At 66.7% G+C, this 20796-nt stretch carries 21 protein-coding genes and 1 riboswitch; of the genes, 12 read left to right on the forward strand and 9 right to left on the reverse strand.

Annotated elements, in window-relative coordinates:
- The 6 genes from D573_RS0102160 to D573_RS0102185 form a co-directional block, all read right to left on the reverse strand.
- A partial coding sequence (locus D573_RS0102160) for a transposase (protein WP_018649543.1) occupies positions 1-113 on the reverse strand: 113 nt, incomplete at its 3' end.
- Positions 114-506: 393 nt separating this feature from the next.
- The gene (locus D573_RS0102165; RefSeq protein WP_018937518.1) at positions 507-1355 is read right to left on the reverse strand and encodes a pirin family protein; all 849 of its coding nucleotides are present in this window, start codon (positions 1353-1355) and stop codon (positions 507-509) included.
- 85 nt (positions 1356-1440) lie between these two features.
- Entirely contained in the window at positions 1441-1806 is a 366-nt protein-coding gene (locus D573_RS0102170; protein ID WP_018937519.1) for a hypothetical protein, read from the reverse strand.
- A gap of 5 nt (positions 1807-1811) precedes the next feature.
- Positions 1812-2678 carry an ABC transporter ATP-binding protein gene (locus D573_RS0102175; protein ID WP_018937520.1) on the reverse strand — a complete coding sequence of 289 codons (867 nt, stop codon included), beginning with the start codon at positions 2676-2678 and terminating at the stop codon, positions 1812-1814.
- Entirely contained in the window at positions 2678-3649 is a 972-nt protein-coding gene (locus D573_RS0102180) for an iron ABC transporter permease (RefSeq protein WP_018145607.1), read from the reverse strand. Before D573_RS0102180 ends, D573_RS0102175 begins: the two co-directional genes overlap by 1 nt.
- Before the next feature lie 139 nt (positions 3650-3788).
- Positions 3789-4625: a cobalamin-binding protein gene (locus D573_RS0102185; protein ID WP_018937521.1), complete on the reverse strand. Its 837-nt coding sequence runs from the start codon at positions 4623-4625 to the stop codon at positions 3789-3791.
- A 220-nt stretch (positions 4626-4845) separates the two neighbouring features.
- Positions 4846-5110: riboswitch (cobalamin riboswitch) on the forward strand.
- 93 nt (positions 5111-5203) lie between these two features.
- Here D573_RS0102185 and bluB point away from each other — a divergent pair.
- The 8 genes from bluB to D573_RS0102225 all read left to right on the forward strand — a co-directional run bounded on the left by bluB (position 5204) and on the right by D573_RS0102225 (position 13325).
- Entirely contained in the window at positions 5204-5977 is a 774-nt protein-coding gene (gene bluB, locus D573_RS0102190; protein WP_018937522.1) for a 5,6-dimethylbenzimidazole synthase, read from the forward strand.
- A complete protein-coding gene (gene cbiB / locus D573_RS0102195) occupies positions 5974-6876 on the forward strand; it encodes an adenosylcobinamide-phosphate synthase CbiB (RefSeq protein ID WP_018937523.1) in 903 nt (300 codons plus the stop codon). Before bluB ends, cbiB begins: the two co-directional genes overlap by 4 nt.
- A gap of 10 nt (positions 6877-6886) precedes the next feature.
- A complete protein-coding gene (gene cobD / locus D573_RS0102200) occupies positions 6887-7894 on the forward strand; it encodes a threonine-phosphate decarboxylase CobD (protein ID WP_018937524.1) in 1008 nt (335 codons plus the stop codon).
- The gene (locus tag D573_RS0102205) at positions 7894-9378 is read left to right on the forward strand and encodes a cobyric acid synthase (protein ID WP_018937525.1); all 1485 of its coding nucleotides are present in this window, start codon (positions 7894-7896) and stop codon (positions 9376-9378) included. The genes cobD and D573_RS0102205 overlap by 1 nt, the downstream gene beginning before the upstream one ends.
- On the forward strand, positions 9375-9896 hold the full coding sequence (gene cobU / locus D573_RS0102210) for a bifunctional adenosylcobinamide kinase/adenosylcobinamide-phosphate guanylyltransferase (RefSeq protein WP_018937526.1): 522 nt from the start codon (positions 9375-9377) through the stop codon (positions 9894-9896). Before D573_RS0102205 ends, cobU begins: the two co-directional genes overlap by 4 nt.
- An 810-nt stretch (positions 9897-10706) precedes the next feature.
- Positions 10707-11768 carry a nicotinate-nucleotide--dimethylbenzimidazole phosphoribosyltransferase gene (gene cobT, locus D573_RS0102215; protein WP_018937527.1) on the forward strand — a complete coding sequence of 354 codons (1062 nt, stop codon included), beginning with the start codon at positions 10707-10709 and terminating at the stop codon, positions 11766-11768.
- Positions 11765-12331 (forward strand): histidine phosphatase family protein, encoded by a 567-nt coding sequence (locus D573_RS0102220; RefSeq protein ID WP_018937528.1) that lies wholly within the window; start codon positions 11765-11767, stop codon positions 12329-12331. The genes cobT and D573_RS0102220 overlap by 4 nt, the downstream gene beginning before the upstream one ends.
- Positions 12332-12551: 220 nt before the next feature.
- Complete coding sequence (locus tag D573_RS0102225; RefSeq protein WP_018937529.1) at positions 12552-13325, forward strand: adenosylcobinamide-GDP ribazoletransferase; 774 nt, start codon at positions 12552-12554, stop codon at positions 13323-13325.
- An 11-nt stretch (positions 13326-13336) separates the two neighbouring features.
- Here the strand turns inward: D573_RS0102225 and D573_RS0102230 are convergent, their stop codons facing one another.
- Positions 13337-13558, reverse strand: a complete 222-nt coding sequence (locus D573_RS0102230; protein ID WP_255346757.1) for a ribbon-helix-helix protein, CopG family — start codon at positions 13556-13558, stop codon at positions 13337-13339.
- Between the two features lie 102 nt (positions 13559-13660).
- On the opposite strand from D573_RS0102230, the gene D573_RS0102235 reads away from it, so the two are divergent.
- Entirely contained in the window at positions 13661-14287 is a 627-nt protein-coding gene (locus D573_RS0102235; RefSeq protein WP_018937531.1) for a YIP1 family protein, read from the forward strand.
- Positions 14288-14828: 541 nt separating this feature from the next.
- Here D573_RS0102235 and D573_RS0102240 read toward each other — a convergent pair.
- Both D573_RS0102240 and D573_RS0102245 read right to left on the reverse strand, forming a co-directional pair.
- On the reverse strand, positions 14829-15326 hold the full coding sequence (locus D573_RS0102240; RefSeq protein WP_018937532.1) for a hypothetical protein: 498 nt from the start codon (positions 15324-15326) through the stop codon (positions 14829-14831).
- Positions 15323-15622: a nucleotidyltransferase family protein gene (locus D573_RS0102245; RefSeq protein WP_018937533.1), complete on the reverse strand. Its 300-nt coding sequence runs from the start codon at positions 15620-15622 to the stop codon at positions 15323-15325. Before D573_RS0102245 ends, D573_RS0102240 begins: the two co-directional genes overlap by 4 nt.
- Positions 15623-16288: 666 nt before the next feature.
- On the opposite strand from D573_RS0102245, the gene D573_RS0102250 reads away from it, so the two are divergent.
- The 3 genes from D573_RS0102250 to fliD all read left to right on the forward strand — a co-directional run bounded on the left by D573_RS0102250 (position 16289) and on the right by fliD (position 20766).
- Positions 16289-17680, forward strand: a complete 1392-nt coding sequence (locus D573_RS0102250) for a flagellin (protein ID WP_018937534.1) — start codon at positions 16289-16291, stop codon at positions 17678-17680.
- A 74-nt stretch (positions 17681-17754) separates the two neighbouring features.
- Positions 17755-18180, forward strand: a complete 426-nt coding sequence (locus D573_RS14895) for a flagellar protein FlaG (protein ID WP_255346755.1) — start codon at positions 17755-17757, stop codon at positions 18178-18180.
- Between the two features lie 1218 nt (positions 18181-19398).
- Positions 19399-20766: a flagellar filament capping protein FliD gene (gene fliD / locus D573_RS0102260; protein ID WP_018937536.1), complete on the forward strand. Its 1368-nt coding sequence runs from the start codon at positions 19399-19401 to the stop codon at positions 20764-20766.
- The last annotated feature ends 30 nt before the right edge of the window (positions 20767-20796 follow it).

Consider the following 20796-nt stretch of genomic DNA (forward strand, 5'->3'; position numbering starts at 1 on the left):
TAGGTCGCTTCCGAGACCCCGATCTCCCGACAGACGTCCTTCACCTTCCGGCCGCCTTCGACCTGCTTCAGCGTCTGAACAATCTGGCTTTCCGTAAACCGACTCTTGCGCATCTCGGCCTCCTTTGGCTCTAGTGTGCCCGGAGACCTCCAGTTTTCAATGGACCGAATTTACGGGAAGGCGACACCGGGATCTCCGGCGCGGGTGCCAGGCGGCAGGTTGGGGCTTGGTCCACGCGGTGAGATCCCGGATCACCGCTGCGCGGTTTCCGGGATGACGAAAGCGATAGGTGGCGGGGGATGCAAGGATCACCGGTCGGGTGACCTTCCTCGGCGTCATCCCGGCCGCAGCGGAGCGAAGAGCCGGGATCTCTGGCGCGGGTGCCAGGCAGCAGGTCGGGGGTTTGGGCTACGCGGGGAGATCCCGGATCACCGCTGGGCGATTTCCGGGATGACGGAGAGGGGGACTCGCGCGAGGAACTTGTTGGATGATGGGCTGGCTCGAGCTCAGTCCATGCTGGCCGGTTCGGCGGCGAGCTGGCCGGACTGGTAGTCGCTGATGGCCTGTTCGATCTCGTCGGAGGTGTTCATCACGAACGGGCCGTAGTGGGCGATCGGCTCGCCCAGGGGGCGCCCCTTGAACAGCAGTACCCGGGCATCCTGCTGCGCGATGAGGTGGACCTGGGTGTGGCCGTGCCAGACGCCCAGTTGGCCCGTACCGAGGCCGGTCAGCTCGCCGTCGAACACGTAGGCCAGCACGCGATCTTCCAGTTGCACCGCAAGCGACAGGCGATAGCCGGCCGGTAGCGTGAGATCGGCCATTGCGGCGCCTTCGCCGAGCTGCGGCAGTGCGCCTTCGGTGTCCCCGGCGCTGGTCTGCCAGGAGCCGGCAATGGCCTTGAAGCGCAGCGAATCGTCGTCTTCCGGCAGGTGGCGCATCGCGTCGGCGCGCACGTCGCGGTAACGCGGCGGGTCCATCTTGCGCGCGGCGGGCAGATTTACCCAAAGCTGGAAGCCGTGCAGGCCGTCCGCGTCCAAAAGCGGCATCTCGGAGTGGATCACACCGCGCCCGGCACTCATCCATTGGGCCTCGCCGGCCTCGACGCGGCCCTGGTTGCCCATGGAGTCCTCGTGAGTCAGGCCGCCGTGGACCAGGTAGGTCAGCGTCTCGAAACCGCGGTGCGGGTGCGAGGGGAAGCCGCCGATGTAGTCCTCGCGCGCGCTGGCCTTCAGTTCGTCGAGCATCAGGAAGGGATCCAGCCCGCCACTAAAATCATGGATGCGCCGAATCTTCACCCCGGCCCCGTCCTGGGTGGGATGAGAGGTCTTCACGCTGTCCGGCGGTGTCGGGTTCATGGCGTTCTCCTTCGCAACAGATCTGCACCATACCGACCATGAAACGAAAAGAAAATTGCATCGTTTCCCTTCATGGAGCCTTCTGTCAGGGCACGGGGAGCTCCCAGGAATCGGCAAACGCCTCGAGGCTCTCGACGAAGTCCGGGTCGTGCTCCTGGCGATTGATGGTCAGGTGCAGGATGACGGCATGCGCGGCGGGCGGATGACCCGTGGTCAACGTCCAGGCGAGGCCATTCGGGCATTCCGGCAGGGAAAAGCGCACGCCACCGTTGATGACTTCCCGATGGACGCGAAACTCGCCCCACAGGCAGTACACGACGCCGGCATCGGGGCCCTCGTCGGCGATCAGCGTATCGATCGCGCCGCTGGCATCGGGTAATGCGGACACGGTGAGGCTTCGCTGCAGGTTTTCGGCATCCAGGTCGGAATGCAGGGTGCGGAAGAATTCCATGGGGACTACTCGTTGCGCGGCAGGAACACGGGCAGCCCGTCCACCTCGCCCACGCTCAGGCGTTGGTTGTACAGGCGCTCCAGTGCGCTGGGCACCAGCATGGTGGCCGTGGGGCCCCAGCACGCCTGTCCGTCAGGGAATAGCAGTAGCAAGTGATCGCAGTAGCGCGCCGCGAGGTTGACGTCGTGCAGGACCAACACCGCGCCTCGGTTTTCCTGACCGACGATGGCCTGCACGCGGTTGAGCACGGCCACCTGATGATGCAGGTCCAGCTGGCTGGTGGGCTCGTCCAGCAGGAGCAGGCTGGGGTCCTGCGTCAGCACGGTCGCGATCGCCAGGCGCTGGCGTTCCCCGCCGGACAAGGTGTCCACCATGCGGTCCTCGAGGTCGGCGAGATCCATCGCCGCGAGTGCCGCCCGGGCGCGGGCGTAGTCCTCGGAAGACTCGATATCCCAGGGCCGCAGATACGGGTGGCGCCCGATCAGGGCCGTCTCCAGCACCGTGGCGGGAAAGCCGTCGTGGTGGGTCTGGAAGACCAGGCCCAGGCGACGGGCCAGTTCCGCGCGGGCGAGGGTCGCAATGGATTGTCCCTTGACCTTGATGGTTCCGGCACGCGCGGCCCGCAGGCCGGCGAGGGTCTGCAGGAGGGTGCTCTTGCCGGCCCCATTCGGGCCCAGGATGCCCCAGCACTGGCCCGGGTCGACCGTCAGGTCCAGCGGCGAACCGGGTGGCCGCTCGGGCACGTCGATGACGAGGTCATGCGTCGCGAGCAGGGTCTTGGGCCCCGGTTCCTGGTGGACGCTGCGCGCGCCAAGGCCCGGCGTGTCGTGTGGCTGGGTCGCCGCGGGGACTGGGAGATGTGTACGCGGCATCAGCGGCTCCGGTAGAGCAGGAACAGGAACACCGGGACACCCAGCATCGCGGTGATGACGCCCACCGGCAATTGTTCCGGGGCAATGATCGTCCGGGCCAGGGTGTCGGCCAGGGTGAGGAGGATGCCCCCGCCCAGGGCCGAGGCCGGCAGGATCACGCGCTGGTCGTTGCCAAAGATCAGACGCAGCATGTGCGGCACGATCAGCCCGACAAAGCCGACCGCGCCGACTTGGGTGACCGCGGTCGCGGTGATCAGGGCCGCCACCACATAGATCGTCCATTCCACCGGGCGTACGGCCACTCCGAGGGCCGCGGCCTGCATGGGCCCGCGCGCCAGGACGTTCAGGGTGCGGCCAAATGGCAGGGCGAGCAGGGCGACGACCACGAGTACGCCCCAGGCCGGGTAGGGGTTGCGGGCATGGGAGACGTCGCCCATCAGCCAGTACAGCATGCCCGGGAGCTCCGCAGTGGGGCTGACTGCGAGGATGAAACTGATCATCGCGCCCCAGCCGGCGGCCACCACGACACCGGTCAGCAGCAGGCGGGTCGGGGTCCAGCTGCCCGTGCCGTGGGCCAGGCCGAACACCAGAATGGTGGACAGCAGGGCGCCCACGAAGGCCGCGGCCGAGACCGAGAACATGGACAGCCCCGCCAGCATCGCCAGCAAGGCGCCCACCGAGGCACCGCCGGAGAGCCCCAGCACGTAGGGATCGGCCAGTGGATTGCGTAGCAGGACCTGCATCAGCGCTCCGGCCAGGCCTAGCAACCCGCCGGCGGCGAACGCGGCCAGCGCGCGCGGCAGGCGCAGATCCAGTACCAGGGTGCTGTGCAGTCGCGAGGCCTCGCCGAAGAAGACACTCAGCAGGTCAGGGAACGGAATCTGCACGCTGCCGTAGGCCAGTGCCACCAGAACGGAGAGCACAGACGCGGGTAACAGCACGCCCAGGGCCAGGAGGAACGAACGGGTCAAGCGGTAGCCCTCCGCTCCAGGCGGGCGAAGCGGTAGGTTGCCGGAACGGCGGGAGCGCTGCCTTCAGCGCACGTACAACGCTCCTTCATTGGTGTCCCGCGATATCCTTTCCGAGAGACTGCGAGGCGGACCGTCATGGTCATGGGGCAGGACGGCGTGCGCGGGCGCGTTCGAGTTCTTCGCACATCAGGGCGGTGCCTTCCGCGATGCGTCCGGTATGGCGTTGCAGGAGCGAAGGGGGGATGAAGAACAGATTGTCGCGCTGGACCGCGGTCATATCCTCCCATTGGCCCCAGGCGACCACCCAGTCGGGGCGGTCCTCGCCCATGCCGCCGCCGATGATGACCTCGGGGTCGGCATCCAGTACGGCTTCGCGGCCAATGCGTGGCACCAGGCGGTCGAGATTGCCGAACACGTTCACACCGCCACAGACGGCGATGGCCTCGGCGATCAGGTGGTCGTCATTGACCGTCATCAACGGTTGCTCCCACACCTGATAGAACACGCGAATCGGGTCCCGGTCGCCGTACGTGGCGCGGAGCGCGTCCATTCGGCCCAGGAAGTCCTCTGCCGCGGCCTCGCCCTGGTCATGCGTGCCGGCGAGCGTGGCCATGCGCCGCATGCTCGAGGCCACACCCTCGAAGCTGCGTGGTTCCGATACGTACACCGGCAGTCCCAGTTCGCGCAGGCGTTCGACCTGGGAGGCGGAGTTGCCGCTCTTCCACGCGATCACCAGATCGGGGTCCCTTTCCAGTACCCGTTCCAGGTCAATCCGGCTGTAACCGCCAATCCGCGGGATGCCCTCCGCCTCGGGCGGATAATCGCTGTACTGCGTTGCGCCCACGATGCGGTCCCCCGCACCCACGGCAAACAGCACCTCGGTGATGTGCGGCGCCAGGCTGACGATGCGCTCGGCAGGCTGCTCCAGATGGACCTCGCGGTCATCGTCGTCGGTGACCGCGATCGAGTCCGCCATTGCGATCAGCGGGGTTGAGAGCAGGCCCAGGAGGCAAGCGAGCAGTGGAGTTCGGAGAGTCAAGAATTGCATGATTTTACAGTCGCATTGGATTGATTGTTCAAGCGCCTTCGAGCCGGCTGGGGAGCCGCCACCTGGCGCTGGACTAGCGGGGCATCATAGCAGCAAGCCTGCGGCGCCTCGGAGCGTCAATTGGTCGGCAGTGGGCTTGCCGCGTATGATTGGTGGCTTGCTACCAGGTGCCCGGGCGACTGATCGCGCGGGTTAAACGGGAAGTCGGTGCAGGCGCGAGATCCTCCGCAGCCCCATTCCGACGCTGCCCCCGCAACGGTAAGCGAGTGGGTTCGAGGGGTGCTTCCGCAGGCCGCTCGGCCCTCGACAAGTCGAAAGCCACTGGGCCGAACGCGGCCCGGGAAGGCGACTTGCCGCCCCGGGTTGCCGGGGCCTCGCGAGCCCGGAGACCGGCCTGGACGATGTTTCTGCGACCGCGCGGTGGGCGAGGGTCGGTAGGTGCGGGCCCCCTGTGGCCGCACCCCGATCCCTCTGCATCCGCGTCGTGTCCCCCTGACGGTAAGCCGATGCAGTCCGAGTTGCCCGCCAATGAGAACCCTTCCTGCCCGGGCGCTGATGCCGGGGGTTCGGGATTTGCCCAAGATGAGCTTGCGGCCGTCTATCGCGTGATCGCGGAACGCCGGGATATGCGCCATTTTCGGCCGGACCCGGTCGATCCAGCGGTGTTGCGGCGGCTGCTGGAGGCGGCGCATCGCGCGCCGAGCGTGGGCTATATGCAGCCCTGGCGCTTCCTGCGCATTACCGACCCGGCGATGCGCGAGGCACTCCACTCCCATGCAGCGGACGAACAGGGTCGCACCGCGGAGGCCTGTGGCGAGCGCGCGGCCGACGTGCATCGCTTGAAGCTGGAGGGCATCCGCGAGGCGGGCGAGTTACTGGTCGTGTCCCTGACCGATGGCCGCGAACGCTACGTGCTGGGCCGGCGGACGCTCCCCGAGATGGACCTCTGTTCCGCCGCCTGTGCGATCCAGAACCTGTGGCTGGCCGCCCGCGCCGAGGGCCTGGGCATGGGCTGGGTCTCCCTGTTCGATCCGAACTGGCTGGCCGATCGGCTGGACATGCCCGAAGGCGGGTACCCGATCGCGGTGCTGTGCCTGGGGCATGTGGAGCGCTTCTATGACCGGCCGATGCTGGAGACGGCGGGCTGGGATACCCGGCGCCCCCTGGAAGACCTGGTGTTCCAGGATCGCTGGGGCGCGCCGTGCGAGCTGGCCGAGTCCCCGGATGCGCGGGAATCCGTCACGGGTCCGGATGGGGCATCCGGGCGCGGGCCGGCATGAGTACCTTTCTGATCCTGATCGGCGCCCTGATCCTGGACCGGCTGTTTGGCGACCCACGGCGGTTCCATCCGCTGGCCGGATTCGGCCAGCTCGCGGCCTGGGCCGAATCCCGCTGGCATGCGCCCAGTCGTGCACGCGGAGCGCTCCTCCTCGCGGCACTGGTCCTGCCCTGGGTGGCGCTGGCCGCACTGGGCGCCTCGCTGGCCTGGGGCTGGGTTCTGACGCTGGCGATCCTGACGCTGGCGATCGGCTGGCGCAGCCTGGACGAGCATGCGGAGGTGGTGGCCGAGGCCCTGGAAAAGGATGACCTTTCTGGGGCGCGCACCGGTGTCGGCATGCTGGTCAGCCGCGACACGGCGGCCCTGGACGCGCGCGGGGTGAGTGGCGCGACCATCGAGTCGGTGCTGGAGAACGGCAACGACGCGCTGTTCGCCACGATCTTCTGGTTTCTGGTGGCCGGGGCGCCGGGCGTGGTGGCCTATCGCCTGGTGAATACGCTGGACGCGATGTGGGGCTATCGCAATGACCGGTTTCGCTCGTTTGGCTGGGCCGCCGCGCGCCTGGATGATGCGATGAACCTGATCCCGGCCCGTCTCACGGCGCTGGGCTATGCCCTGGCCGGTCGCGGCCGGGACGCGCTGCAGTGCTGGCGCGAGCAGGCCGCGGGCTGGAAGAGCCCGAATGCGGGGCCGGTGATGGCCGCAGGGGCGGGTGCGCTGGGCGTGGTCCTGGGGGGGGCGGCGCCCTATGGCGGGCAGCGCGAGTGGCGACCCCGCCTGGGGATGGGCCGCATGCCCGACGCGGCAGGCATTCGCCAGGCGGTTGCGCTGCTGGATCGTGCGCTGGCCATCTGGATGGCCTTCATTGTGGCCGGAGTGATTGTCGTTGTCCTGTTCTGAGGCCCAATCGATGCAGACGCCGGAGCCGAAGGCACTGATCCAGGTACACGGGGGCGGTATCCGTCAGGCGGCCGCGCGCTACGGGATCCCCGAGGCCGACTGGCTGGATCTCTCCACGGGCATCAACCCGCATGGCTACCCCGCGGGCGAGCTGCCGCCAGGGGCCTGGGCGCGCCTGCCGGAACCGGACGACGGCCTGGAGGCCGCGGCCGCCGCCTATTACGGGACCGGGGCGCTGTTGCCGGTGCCCGGTTCCCAGGCCGCGATCCAGCTGCTGCCAGCGCTACGGGAAGGCCCTTCGCGCGTGGGCATCCTCGAGCCCAGCTACAACGAACACGCCCGGGCCTGGCACGGGGCAGGGCACGACGTCGTCCCGCTGGATGGGGATTCGATCGAGGCTGCATTGCCCGGCCTGGACGTGCTGGTGCTGGTCAACCCGAACAATCCGACCGGGCAACGGTTCGACCGCGCGGACCTGCTGGCGTGGCAAGCGGCCCTGGCCGCGCGCGGCGGCTGGCTGATCGTGGACGAGGCTTTCATGGACGTGACACCCGAGGCGAGCCTGGCCAAGGAGGCGCCGCGCGAAGGGCTGGTGGTGCTGCGCTCGCTGGGCAAGTTCTTTGGCCTGGCCGGGGCGCGCGTGGGGGTTGTCATCGCGGAGGACACGCTGCGCACGCGGCTGGCCGCCCGGATGGGGCCGTGGGGTCTTGCTGGACCGTCCCGCTGGATCGCCACCCAGGCGCTGTCGGACCGGGCCTGGCAGGCCGAGACACGCGGCATGCTCCAGGCACGTGGTCAGCGCCTGGCGGACTTGCTGCGCGACCAGGGGCTGGAACCCGCCGGCGGCACCGCGCTGTTTCAGTGGTGCCGCGTGGACGATCCCGCTGGCTGGCAGGATCACCTGGGCGCGCAGGGCATCCTGGTCCGACGATTTGATTACCCGGGTAGCCTTCGCTTTGGCCTGCCGGGGAAGGAACACGAATGGAAGCGCCTGGAACGGGCGCTGGGGGCGTCCTGATGGGTACGACGCTGATGGTGCAGGGCACGACCTCGGATGCCGGCAAGAGCGTGCTGGTGGCGGGACTGGCGCGCGTGCTGCACCGGCGCGGGCTGTCGGTGGTGCCGTTCAAGCCGCAGAACATGGCGCTGAACAGCGCGGTCACGGCCGACGGTGGCGAGATCGGGCGCGCCCAGGCCCTGCAGGCTGCGGCCTGCGGCCTGGACCCGCACACGGACATGAACCCCGTGCTGCTGAAGCCCAGCTCGGACCAGGGGGCGCAGGTCATCATCCACGGCCGGCCGGCGGCGGATCTGGATGCCCGGGCCTACCACGACTACAAGCCAGTGGCGCGCGAGGCGGTGCTGGCATCGCATGGCCGCCTGACCGCACAATACGACCACGTCCTCGTCGAGGGCGCGGGATCGCCAGCCGAGATCAACCTGCGTGCCGGCGACATCGCCAACATGGGCTTTGCCGAGGCCGTGGACTGCCCGGTGATCCTGGTCGCGGATATCGACCGGGGCGGGGTGTTCGCGCATCTGGTGGGCACGCTGGCGCTTTTGAGCGAAACGGAGCGCGCGCGGGTGCGGGGCTTCGTGATCAACCGCTTTCGCGGCGATATCGGCCTGCTGCAACCCGGCCTGGACTGGCTGGAACAGGAAACCGGAAAGCCGGTGCTCGGCGTGATCCCGTACCTGCACGGGCTTTATCTGGATGCCGAGGACGCCCTTCCGCGCGAGGCGATGCCCGAGAAGGCTGCCGACGCGCTGAAGGTGGCCGTGCCGGCATTGCCGCGCATCTCCAACCACACCGATTTCGACCCCCTGCGCCTGCATCCGGCAGTGGACCTGCGCTTTGTTGGTCCAGGCGAATCCCTGCAGCCCGCCGATCTCGTCATCCTGCCGGGCTCGAAGTCCGTGCGCGACGATCTCGCCTGGCTGCGCGAACAGGGCTGGGAGGCCGCGCTTCAGCGGCATATGCGCTATGGCGGCAAGGTGCTGGGGATTTGCGGCGGATTCCAGATGCTGGGCCACGCCGTGCACGATCCCGATGGCGTCGAAGGCCAGTCGGGTTCCACGCCGGGGCTGGGCTGGCTGGATATCGAGACCCGGCTCGCACCCGAGAAGCACCTGGAGCGGGTTCGCGGAGATCGCGTACTGGACCGAGAAGCCGGCGTAGAAGGTTACGAAATCCATGCGGGCGTGACGACCGGTCCGGGCCTGGAGCGGCCACTACTGCACCTGGAACACGGCCCGGATGGCGCGCGTAGTGCGGAGGACGCGGTGGCCGGCACCTATGTCCACGGCGTGTTCGATACATCGGACGCCGCCGAGGCCTTGCTGCACTGGGCGGGGATGCGCAGCGGGATGGAGACCGGGGAAGACCTGGCAACGGCGCGGGAACGCGGCCTGGAGCGCCTGGCCGATTCTCTGGAAGAACACCTGGATATGAAAAACATACTGACCCTTCTGCAAGCCGAACCGAAGGAGCCATTCGCATGAAGACCCTGGTACTGGGTGGCGTGCGCTCGGGCAAGAGCCGACTGGCAGAACAACTGGCGGCGGCCAGCGGCCTGCCCGTGACCTACGTGGCGACGGCGCGCGCGGACGATGCGGAAATGGCGCGCCGGATCGAACGCCATCGCGCCGACCGGCCCGGAGACTGGGGCCTCGTCGAGGCGGGCACGGGCCTGGCCCGGGCGCTGGAGCAGACCGCGGGACCCGAGCAGTGCCTGCTGGTGGACTGCCTGACCCTGTGGCTGACCCAGCTCCTGTGCACCGATGACGAGGGCCGGATCGAGCGCGAGCGCGAGGCCCTGATCGAGGCTGTGCCCCGCCTGCCAGGCACTCTCGTGTTCGTCTCCAACGAAACCGGCATGGGGATCACGCCCATGGACGCACTGTCCCGTCGCTTCGCCGACGAGGCCGGCTGGCTCCACCAGCGCTTGGCCCCAACGATGGACCGCGTCGTCCTCACCGTCGCCGGCCTCCCGCACGTCCTCAAGGGAGACCCGCTGTGACAAACCGGCATACATGCATTCCACCCTCCAGGATGCATTCTGCCCTCGAGGCACATAGACAAGCACGCCGGCAGGCCGGCACCACCGCAGCATCCCGACCCCAGCCGTCCTTCGGTCACCCAACCCTCGTCATCCCGGAAACTGCGCAGCAGTTATCCGGGATCTCCACCGTTGGCAGGTGGCACGGACGTCAGGGGGTACCCCTGGCGTGGGGAGATCCCGGCTCTCCGCTTCGCTGCGGCCAGGATGACAACAAGGGAACCGCTTACGGCCGGGAGGGCGAGGAGTAATGGGCCGGTATGTCATGTGGGCGGACGGCCAGGATTCCTGGTCCAGACATTCGGATGTTCCCCCCAACGTCGTCATCCCGGAAACCGCGCAGCGGTTATCCGGGATCTTCGTCGTGGGATGATGGCGCAGACGTCGGGGTGTTCCCGCGTGGGAGATCCCGGCTCTTCGCTTCGCTACGGCCGGGATGACGGGAAGTGGTTGGCGAAGACGGGCAATGGATGGCCGGGATCACGAAAAGCAATGGGCCGGCATGACAGATGGGCGGGCGGCCAGGATTCCAGTTCCAGACATTCGGATGCTCCCCCAACGTCGTCATCCCGGAAACCACGCAGCGGTTATCCGGGATCTTCGTCGTGAGAGGTGGCGCAGACGTCGGGGTGTTCCCGCGTGGGAGATCCCGGCTCTTCGCTTCGCTGCGGCCGGGATGACGGGAAGTAGCCGGTCGGGATGGCGAGGAGTCATAGGCCGGGATGAAGGAAAGTGGCAGAGCGCGCACGAGAGACCAATGAGGACCAACAAGTGACCGAAGACTGTGACTGGCTGCAGGTGCCGCCGGCAACCCTGGACGCCGCCGCCCGGCAGGCCGCGGCTGAACGGCAGGCCCAGCTGACCAAGCCGCCCGGGTCGCTCGGGCAACTGGAGGCGATCGCGGAACGCCTGGCCGGGATGCAGGGCCAGGAAAAGCCCAGCCTGGAGAAGGTGCACATCGCGGTGTTCGCCGGCGATCATGGCGTGGTGGCCGAGGGCATCTCGCGCTTTCCGCAAGCGGTGACGGCACAGATGGTCGCGAACTTCGCGACGGGTGGGGCGGCGATCTCGGTGCTGGCGCGGTACCTGGACGCCTCCATCGAGGTGATCAACCTGGGCACGGTCACGGAGCCGCCCGCTGTTAGCGGTGTGCAGCAACTGAACCTGGGCCCCGGCACCGCCAACCTCGCACGCGAGCCGGCGATGACGCCGGCGCAGCTGGAGCGCGCCCTGAACGCCGGCCGCCAGTGCGCGGAACGCGCCCGGCGCAGCGGCGCCCAGATGTTCGTCGGCGGCGAGATGGGGATCGGCAACACGACCGCCGCCGCTGCGCTGGCCTGTTCACTGCTGGATCTGCCGCCCGCCGATCTGGCCGGCCCCGGCACGGGCCTGGACGCGAACGGGGTGCGGCACAAGGCCGAGGTCATCGAACAGGCGCTCCAGACCCATGCGGCCGTGCGGGGCGATGCCCTCGGCAGCCTTCGCTGTCTGGGGGGCTTCGAGATTGCCGGGCTCGCCGGGGCGTATATCGCGGCGGGGCAGATCGGTCTGCCGGTGCTGGTGGACGGCTTCATCAGCACCTCGGCGGCGCTGGTGGCCGAGCGCCTGTGCCCGGGCACGGCGGACTGGTTCTTCTATGCCCATACCTCGGCGGAGCCGGGTCATCAGCGCCTGTTGGCGGCGCTGGAGGCCGAACCCCTGCTCGATCTCGGCATGCGCCTGGGCGAGGGAAGCGGGGCCGCCACGGCCGTGCCCCTACTGCGCCTGGCCTGCGAGCTGCACTCCGGCATGGCCACCTTCGCAGAGGCGGGTGTCAGCGGAGAGGCCAGTTGACTATCCGCCACGCCCAAATCGGCCTGCTGCGCCACGGGGAAACGACTGGCAACGGCTTCTGCGGCCGAGGCAGCGATGTCCCGCTGACCGAGGCCGGGTGGACCACGATGCGTGATGCTCTGGCCGGAGGTAGTGTCTGGGATCGCATTGTCTGCTCGCCGCTGATACGTTGCCGCGCCCCGGCACAGGCGTTTGCGGAAGAGGCCGGTGTACCGCTCGCCGTCGACGACCGCCTGGCCGAACTCGACTTCGGCGCCTGGGAAGGCCGCACGGCGGCGGCGCTGATGGAGACGGACGCCGATGCACTGGGCCGTTTCTGGCAGGATCCGGTGAATCACTCGCCCCCCAAAGGCGAGTCGCTCCTGGAGTTTCGCGAACGCGTTGTCGCCGGCTGGAATGACCTGGCGCCCGAGGAAGGCGAGCGGGTGCTCGTGATCGCCCACGGCGGCGTCATCCGCCTGCTCCGAGCCCTGCACGAGGGCTGGCCGCTGGAGAAGCTGCTGGGCATCGACGTCCCGCTCGCCTCCCTGCATATTGTCGAGCCATGGCAGCCCTATCCATGAATCTCCTGCCCTTGGTGCGGAAAGCCCCTGTGGGTGATCTTGTGAGGGCTCTTGTGGGAGCGTGCTTGCACGCGAAGCCCCTGCCAAAGTCAGGCGCGGGCAGGGGCTTCGCGGCCAAGGCCGCTCCCACAACTATGTCGAGGACCTTCGGTGGCCTAGCCCCCTGCGGGAGCAGCCCTGGCCGCGAATGCCTCCCGCCAAAGTCCGGCCAGGCACCCACATGAGCGTCGTGTTGACACCCTTCTGGCTGGCCCTCCAGTTCCTCACCCGCCTGCCCACCCCCGCGCTAGACCCGCAGCCGGCCGACCTGGGCCGTTCGGTGCTGGCTTATCCACTGGTCGGTCTGATCCTGGGCCTGCTCGTGGTGCTGGTCGGTATCGCGCTGGCGGCCATACCCGGCACGCCGCCGCTCTTGGTCGCGGCACTGGTGCTCGCGTTATGGGTCGGTCTGACGGGTGCGCTGCACCTGGACGGCCTGGCGGACACGGTGGATGCGTGGGTTGGCAGCCATCAGGACCCGGAACGGGCCCAGGCCATCATGAAGGACCCGACCAGCGGCCCGATGGCAGTGGCCGCGCTGATCCTGGTGCTGCTGATCAAGTTCGCAGCCCTGGTAACCGTGGTGGAGATGGGTGCCTGGATCGCATTGCTGGTCGCCATCGTGCTGGGGCGCGCGGCGCTCACCGGGCTGTTCCTGCTGGTGCCCTACGTGCGGGAGCAGGGCCTGGGCGCCGAGATGGCCGCACACCTGCCGCGCAGCCCCGCCCAGATGGTGCTGGTAGCCACCGGCGTGTTGATCCTGCTACTGGCGCTGGTCACCGGTGTTTGGGGCCTGATCCTGGGCCTGGCCGTTGCGCTGGCGTTGGTATTCGCCATCGCCGCCTTCCTGCGCCGCTGGCTCGGCGGCTTTACCGGCGATACCGCCGGCGCCACCCTGGAACTGGTGGAAGTGATGGCGATTACCGTCATGGCGCTAGTGCTCGCCCTGCATTAGGGAGTCGCCTCTCAATGAGGCGAGGTGTTCCCCATCGCCTTGTCCAGCAGCGCCAGACCTTCCTGTTCCCGGCCCTGACCACGCTGGGCGCGCACCCGGAAACGGGTCTCGGCATCGTGCTCTGCAATCAGCAGCGTGGCCATCTCGTCGACAAGGCGGTTCACGCTGGTCCCACGTTCGCGTGCCAGCGCCTTCAGCCGTTCGTACTTGTCGTCCGGCAAACGGATCGTCAATCGAGCCAATGCAGCGTCTCCGCGGTCAGGACCAGAGGATGCATGCCTGAAGCTAGCAAAAGCTGTCATCGAATGGTCACGTAATTGCCACATACTTGGGTGATGACCGTTCCCGCGCAACTCAATCCGGCCCGCATGACCCTGCGCGCGCTCGTAAACCCGCTTGGGGCGGTGCGCGATGCGCGGGCAATCGAGCCGGCCCCGCCGTGGTGGCAGACATTCCTTTGGCTGGCGTTGCCGGTGCTGCTGGTGAGCGTGGTCGCGAGCCAATGGCTTTACCTGGTGATCCCGACCGGCCTGCCGCCCGAGGCCATGCCGGGTGCCTGGGGCTTTGCCGTCTACAGCGTGCTGGCGATGAGCATCGGGGTGCTGGGGATGGCCTGGTCCGCGCACTACCTGACCGAGCTGTTCCAGGGCTACTCGCATCCGGACCGGGCGATGCTCGCCGTCACGGTCGGGCTGTTGCCCGCCTGGGTCGGCAAGGTGGTCGCGGCGTTCCCCTGGCCCTGGGGCAACGGCATCGCCTTGTTGCTGATCCTGTATTCCCTCTGGCTGCTCTACTGGTCTCTGCGCGAGATCATCGGCCTGCGCCGCGGCAACCGGATCGGCTTGTTCGTCGCCACCATCTTCTGCGGCGCCTTCATCACCCTCATCTTCGGCTGGCTCCTGATGGACCTGATCCCCGGTGCCACCCCCGACCACCGCATCGGCACCACCTGGCTGCTCTAGCCCGCGCCAGCCATGACAATCCGCGCCTGTGACCGTTACACCAGTCGCCGCGCACACACCCCGTCATCCCGGAAACCGCGCAGCGGTTATCCGGGATCTCCGCCGTTGGATCTGGCACTGACTCGGGCCGTTCCCGCGTATGGAGACCCCGGCTCTCCGCTCCGCTACGGCCGGGATGACGGTAAGGGGAGCGCTGCTGCCGAGGTGACGGTGAGGGGGTAGCCCGCCGGGACAAAGGCCAGGGGATGCGGGCTGGATGGATACACGCACGTTTGGAGTGACCACCCAACCCTCGGAATAACCACCAGCCCCCGTCATCCCGGAAACCGCGCAGCGGTTATCCGGGATCTCCGCCGTTGGAGCTGGCACTGACATCGAGCCGTTCCCGCGTGTGGAGATCCCGGCTCTTCGCTTCGCTACGGCCGGGGTGACGAGAAGGCGAGCGCTGCGGCCGTGATGCCGGGAAGGGGGGCGGTGCGGCCGGGCTCGAGTAGTCGGGGCGGTCGGGATGAGGCGAGGGATAGCCAGCGGCTTTGAGATCTTAAAGGCCAGCCGGTCCGATCTTCAGGTGATCCTGCGCGTAGGTGCGCAGTGCTTGGTAGTCGGCGTGCATCTGGTCGGTGAAGCGGCAGGCGCGTTGGAGGGCCGGGGCCAGGTCGGCGGGCCTCTCCATGTATTCATGGACCAGGCGGTTGCGCAGCTGGCGCATTTGTAGCCAGGCGTCGGCGTCCTGGATGAGGGCGAGCTTCTCCAGACGTGACAGGTTGTCGATGGCCGGGCCCGTGTTTTCCCCGGCGCAGGCAAGAAACGTGGGGACGAGCTTGTCCATGATCGTGTCCTGCATGCGGCCGAACTTCGCGCCGAAGGACTCCAGGCGATCGACCCCGGTGTCCGTGGCAAGGATGCCCTGAACGCGTTCGGGACCGACTGTGCAATCGCCTTCCAGCAGGCGTTCGCGCACGGCGAGCAGGTGCTCGTCCTCGCGATCAACTAGATCAATGAGCCGGGCGAGTCGTTGCTGTGGCGTTGTGGCGGTCACAGGGCGACACCCGTGCGGTCGGCATGCGAATCAATGGGGCGGGGCGGCGCGCCGCGCGGATGCACGACGATATCCACACGGCGTTCGCCCAGTTGGCGTTGCAGTGCCACGTACAGGCGCAGTTCCTGGTCCAGCAGCTCATCCGGTGTGCCGTCCGCCTCGATGTAGAGGTCGATGTCACCACCACGCGCGGCATCGTCCACGCGCGAGCCGAACAGCTTCACGCGAGCATCCGGCCCGAATGCACGGCGCACTTCCTCGCGGATGATCGTCTGTTGTTCGTCGGTCAGGCGCATCGCTCAAGTATATCAAGGCCCTGGGGCATATACCCGAACCGTCTCACCTCCGACCTCCACCACCGTCAGCCCGCGAACCAGTCGCGAATCCACCACCTCTGTCATTGCGAGGAGCGCAGCGACGAAGCAATCGCTCGGGACAAGCAGAGTGCTGGTTTAAAACGCCTTGCGCCCTGCCAGCCGATTGCCACGTCGCCTGCGGCTCCTCGCAATGACGGGATGTAATCGCCACCCTTGAGCGGCCGGGTCGCGGCCCTCGTTTCCGTGCGGTCCCGCCACCCGAGTCATCCCGGAAACCGCGCAGCGGTTATCCGGGATCTCCGTCGTTTGGGGTGGCGCAGACGTCGGGGCGTTCGCGCGTGAGGAGATCCCGGCTCTTCGCTTCGCTACGGCCGGGATGACGGACAGGGGCTGCGGCCGGGATGACCGAGAAGGCCATGGTGGGCGGAGTGCGGTCCGGATAACGGCTGGGCATCGGTGTGAGGCGTTACGGGTCCACGACCGGAGGAACCGGGGGGCGGCAAGGAATTGCCGCCGGTCGAAAAAAATTTCGATGAAGGGCTAAAGGTTCCTGGGTGAGGGTCGTTAAGGCTTCTGAGAGCGGGGATCAACCCGTTCACCAGAACCGCCCGAGGCGGTGACGAACGACTCTACAGGAGAGCGATCATGTCCCAAGTAATTAACACCAACGTTCTTTCCCTGAACGCCCAGCGCAACCTGAGCAACTCTCAGGGCGCGCTGGCCCAGAGCCTGGAACGTCTGTCCTCGGGCCTGCGTATCAACAGCGCCAAGGATGACGCGGCTGGTCTGGCGATTTCCGAGCGCTTCACCTCGCAGATTCGCGGCCTGAACCAGGCCGTACGAAATGCCAATGACGGCATCTCTTTCGCACAGAGCGCTGAGGGCGCCCTTGGTACGGTTGGCGATGCGATGCAGCGCATCCGCGAACTTGCGGTGCAGGCGGCCAACGATACCAACTCTGCCTCCGATCGCGAAGCGCTGAACAACGAAGTCAACCAACTCGTTGAAGAGATCAACCGCGTTGCCAATTCCACCGAGTTCAACGGTGAAAATATCCTCAACGGTGAGCTGGAGGATCTGGTGTTCCAGGTGGGCGCGAACCAGGGTCAGACCATCTCAGTCGATGGAGTGGATTCTCGCACGAGCCAGCTTGGCGAGTCTCTTCTGGGTGGCGAGACCGTTAATCTAGCGGATTTGGAAGACGATGGTGCCTTCGGCGCACTGAATAACGACCTGACCTTGAACGAGGTCGGGGTGAACCTGGCGGACGTTGAATCGTTCGATGACATCGTTGCGGCAATCAACGCGGTTTCAGATGACAGTGGTGTGACAGCCTCACGCGCGGATTCCGTCGAGACGGATCCACTTGCCTTCTCGACGTCTACTGCCGGCGATATGACCGTTGAAATCAATGGTGAAGAGATCACCATCGGCCAAGATGACGATGTAAACACCGCGGCGACGCTAATCAATGCGGAGTCGGGTGTGACGGGCGTTACGGCTACGGTTAATGATAATGACCAGCTGATTTTGTCATCGGATGATGATTTCACCTTTGAAGTCACCGTCTCTGGCGACGGCGGCGCGATCGGTGGTTTTGATGACACTGATGGTGAGCAGGAATTCGTTCGCGCCATCAACCTCGAAGCCGGGGTCTCCGACGGGATTGTCGTAGGGGGTGATGATGCGGCTTTGCTTGGTCTGGGCGGCACCGTGGAAGATAATGCGATTGCCGACGTGAGCGTGCTCACCCGCGAGGACGCCACGCAGACGATCGGGACCATTGACGCCGCTCTGCAGCAGGTCTCCAACCTGCGTTCCGAGTTGGGTGCGGTCCAGATCCGTTTCGAGAGCACTATCTCGAACCTGGAGATCTCGTCGGAAAACCTGTCCGCCGCCCGTTCGCGGATCATGGATGCCGACTTCGCTTCCGAGACGGCCGAGCTGACCCGCGCCCAGGTGTTGCAGCAGGCGGGTACCTCGGTGCTGTCGCAGGCCAACGCGGTTCCGCAGAACGTGCTGGCCCTGCTGCAGTAAGCTCGATCACTCGGGCTTCTGGTTGAGGGAGGATGGCGCGAGCGCCATCCTCTCCTTCTGAAGAGGACAGCGATATGAGTGATGGAATCGGCAATATCACATCACCGCTGGTGGCAGTGAACCCGCGCGGGGGCGAGGGGGCCAAGGCTCCTGGTTCCGGCGCGGGTCTTGTTCGTGGCGAAGGGCGGCCGGAGGCCGTGGTTCGTGCGGACAGTAATACGGAATCAACGGCTCGTGGTTCCACCGGACCGGCGATCGAGGCCATGGATATGGACGAGGTCAATCAGGTGGTCGAGTCGATCAATTCCTACCTGCAATCCACCAAGCGGGCGCTGGAGTTCAGCGTGGACGACAGCAGCGGCCGCACGGTGATTACGGTGATGGACGGTGAACGCGAAGAGGTGATCCGCCAGATCCCGCCGGAGGCCGTGCTGGCCCTGGTGGAGCAGTTCCAGACCGAGCAGGAGCTCGGCGGTACGGGGCTGGCGGACAAGGCCTGAGGGCTTCGTACACCTGCAAGCGTGATGTTCAGTTAAGCCGGGCCCGGCAGCGGGTCCGGCTTTTTTCGTTGTGCCAGCATCAGCCAGCCGCAGATCCACGGCCCGCTGGCCCCTTTTCTGCCATCCGTGCCGCGGCCCCTTGGCGTCATCCCGGCCGGAGCGTAGCGGAGAGCCGGGGTCTCACTACGTGCGAACACCCGGGCGTTTGTGCCACGTCCAGCGACGGAGATCCCGGATAACCGCTGCGCGGTTTCCGGGATGACAGCCGGCTGGGTGGCAAGCCCGAAGGCTCGTGTATACGGGCTCATGCGCGTGCCGTGTACCCGTCATCCCGGCCGAAGCGCAGCGGAGAGCCGGGATCTCACTACGTGCGAACACCCGGGCGTTTGTGCCATCTCCAGCGACGGAGATCCCGGATAACCGCTGCGCGGTTTCCGGGATGACAGCCGGCTGGGTGGCAAGCCCGAAGGTTCGTGCATCCGCGCTCATGCGCGTGCCGCGTCCCCGTCATCCCGGCCGGAGCGCAGCGGAGAGCCGGGATCTCCTGCGCCGGAACGCCCCCGGCGGCTTTGCCATCTTCGGCGGTGGAGATCCCGGATAACCGCTGCGCAGTTTCCGGGATGACGCCGGCTGGGTGGCAAGCCCGAAGGTTCGTGTATACGGGCTCATGCGCATGCCGCTTCCCCGTCATCCCGGCCGGAGCGCAGCGGAGAGCCGGGATCTCCGGCGCCGGGACGCCCCCGACGGTTGTGCCACCTTCGGCGGTGGAGATCCCGGATAACTGCTGAGCAGTTTCCGGGATGACGCCGGCTGGGTGGCAAGCCCGAAGGTTCGTGTATACGGGCTCATGCGCATGCCGTTTCCCCGTCATCCCGGCCGGAGCGTAGCGGAGAGCCGGGATCTCACTACGCGCGAACACCCGGGCGTTTGTGCCCCCTCCAGCGACAGAGATCCCGGATAACCGCTGCGCGGTTTCCGGGATGACGGAGGGGGGGATGCTCGTCGCAGGCTCGAGTGGCGGGCGGGTGCCAGATTCTGGAGATTGCTTCGCTGCGCTCGCAATGACGGGGTTTTGCGTGGCAGCAAGTCAGTGGTTGGCATACCGATTTTGAGGCGGTTTTCCTGCGGCGAGCTCAAGTTTTGGGCTAGGCTGTCGTAAATAGATATATCGCACGTGCAAAGGGTCCGAGACGTCGGACACCGAGGAGCATCAAGACCATGGCTATCAGTTCACTGGGTGTTGGGTCGGGACTGGATCTGAATCAGATCGTCGGTGATCTGATCAACGCCGAACGAGTCCCTAAGGAGCAGCGTTTCGATCGTCGCGAGGGTCGGATCGAGGCGCAGATTTCCGCGTTCGGCAAACTTACCAACAGCGTGGAGCAAGTCGGTGGTAGCTTGAGCCAGTTGGCGGGCTTCGAGCTGTCCCAGTCCGCGGAAGTTTCCGACTCCAGCGTGGCCAACGTGACCTCTGACGGCACCGCGGCGAACGGCAATTTCTCTTTGCAAGTGGATCAGCTGGCGCAGGCCCAGAGCGTGGCGACGGCGGCGGGCCAGTTCGCCGATGCGGATGCCGAGGTGGGTGCCGGCCAGCTGGAGATCAGCGTGGGTGGCGGGAACGCCATCACCATCGATGTCGAGGAGGGCGATACCCTCCGTGACGTGCGCAACGCGATCAACGAGGCCGGTGGCGGTGTGACGGCCTCGATCGTGAATGACGGCAGTGGTGCGCGGCTGGTGCTGAATGCAACCGAAACCGGTGCCGAGAACACGATCTCGGTAGCGGTAAATGGTGACACTGGGGCCCTGAACGAAGGTCTCGGCCGCCTGGCCAGCGACAACCTGGAAACCACGCAGGAAGCCCGGGATGCCGTGGCCGTGATCAATGGCCTGACCGTGACCAGCTCGACCAACACGCTGGACGATACGATTGAGGGCCTGAACATCGAGCTTCGCGGGACGTCCGAGTCTCCCGTTTCGGTCTCCGTGAGCGAAGACCAGGACCAGTTGCGGGAGGCCCTGCAGGGGTTTGTGGAGTCTTACAACTCCCTGGTGGGGCAGACCCGCGAGTTGACCTCCTTCAACCCCGATTCCGAAGAAGGCTCGGTACTAACGGGGGACAGTACGATTCGCGGTATTCGCAGCCGCCTGGGCAATGCGCTGATGCAGCCTGCCCAGGTGCCGGACGCGAATGCCCAGACGCTCGCGGAGCTTGGGATCGTGTCCAACCGCGATGGGACGCTGTCCTTTGACGGCGCGCGCTTCGACCGTGCGATGGAGACGGACGGTTTTGACCGTGTCACGGAGATCGTGCGCGAGATCGGCGGACGCATGCAGGAAGTAACCGATGGCTTTATCGGGCCGGAGGGGTTGATCAATGCGCGCACTGACGGTCTGCGCAACGATCTGGAACGCATTAGCCAGCAACGCGAGAATCTGGAGATCCGCCTAGAACGCATGGAACAGCGGCTGATCGGGCAGTTCTCGCGGATGGACAGTGCCGTGGCGCAGATGCAGAGCACGGGTGATTTTCTGATGGGGCAGCTGGCGAACATGCCGCTGGCCCAGAACAATTCTCGTCGATAGTCGCCCTGGGTTGGGCGAACGGATAACGGA

The organism is Thioalkalivibrio sp. AKL9, assembly GCF_000377825.1.
Taxonomy (GTDB): Bacteria; Pseudomonadota; Gammaproteobacteria; order Ectothiorhodospirales; family Ectothiorhodospiraceae; genus Thioalkalivibrio; species Thioalkalivibrio versutus.